The organism is Micromonospora sp. AP08, from assembly GCF_008085935.1.
Classification (GTDB): domain Bacteria; phylum Actinomycetota; class Actinomycetes; order Mycobacteriales; family Micromonosporaceae; genus Micromonospora; species Micromonospora chersina.
Map to the genome: position 1 here is coordinate 1 of NZ_VSEZ01000041.1, position 820 is coordinate 820.

The 820-nt window shown below is 71.5% G+C and carries 1 protein-coding gene; it reads right to left on the reverse strand.

Going from position 1 to position 820, the window contains the following annotated elements; translation table 11 throughout:
* Positions 1-22 precede the first annotated feature (22 nt).
* A partial coding sequence (locus tag FXF50_RS29020; RefSeq protein WP_370464175.1) for a hypothetical protein occupies positions 23-820 on the reverse strand: 798 nt, incomplete at its 5' end.

Here is an 820-nt window from a genome sequence, read left to right on the forward strand (position 1 = left end):
CGCGCCGATTGGCGTAGGTCGGTCAGCGGTAGTTGCCGCGGGCCTCGGGCAGGACCATGGTGGCCTCGTTGCTGACCTCCGCGCCGTGGCCGGTGACCGGCTGGGCCGGCGGCGGCATGGTCGGCATCGCGGCGGCGTCCCGCCGCCCGGCCTGGTACGCGCGGGCGTGGGTGGCGATGGCCTGCGACTCCTCCTCGGCGCGGGCCAGCCAGTTCTCCCAGCGGCTCTGCATCGGGCGGACCAGGCCGCCGCCGACGCCGACGATCAGGATGCCGCCGATGGTGGCGAGCACGGCGATCAGCACCGGGGTGGTCACCGTGGTGGCGACGCCGATCTGGTTGAGCGCGGCGATGACGCCCAGGCCCAGGATGAACACGGAGGCGATGGTGGCGAGCACCCGGCCGTAGGACAGACCGCCGAGGGCGCCGGAGATGATGTCCTTGACCGCCTTGGCGATGGCCGCGGCGACCACCACGATGACGATGGCCACGAACGCCCGGGGCAGCCAGGCCACCACGCCGGCGATCAGGTCCGAGATCGGGTTCGGGCCCCAGATGCCGAAGGCGAGCTGCAGGGTGACCAGCAGCACCGCGTAGTAGGCCAGCTTCGCGACGATGTCGCTGGCGTCGTACTTCGAGCGGGCCAGCGCGGTCTTGATGCCGCCGCGCTCGACGGCGCGGTCAAAGTGGACCCGCTCCAGGACCTTGTCCACGATCTTCAGCACGGCCTTGGCGATCAGCCAGCCCACGATCAGGATGGCGACGAAGGCGACCGCCTTGGGCAGGAACAGCATCACCGAGCGGAACGCGTCACCCACCGC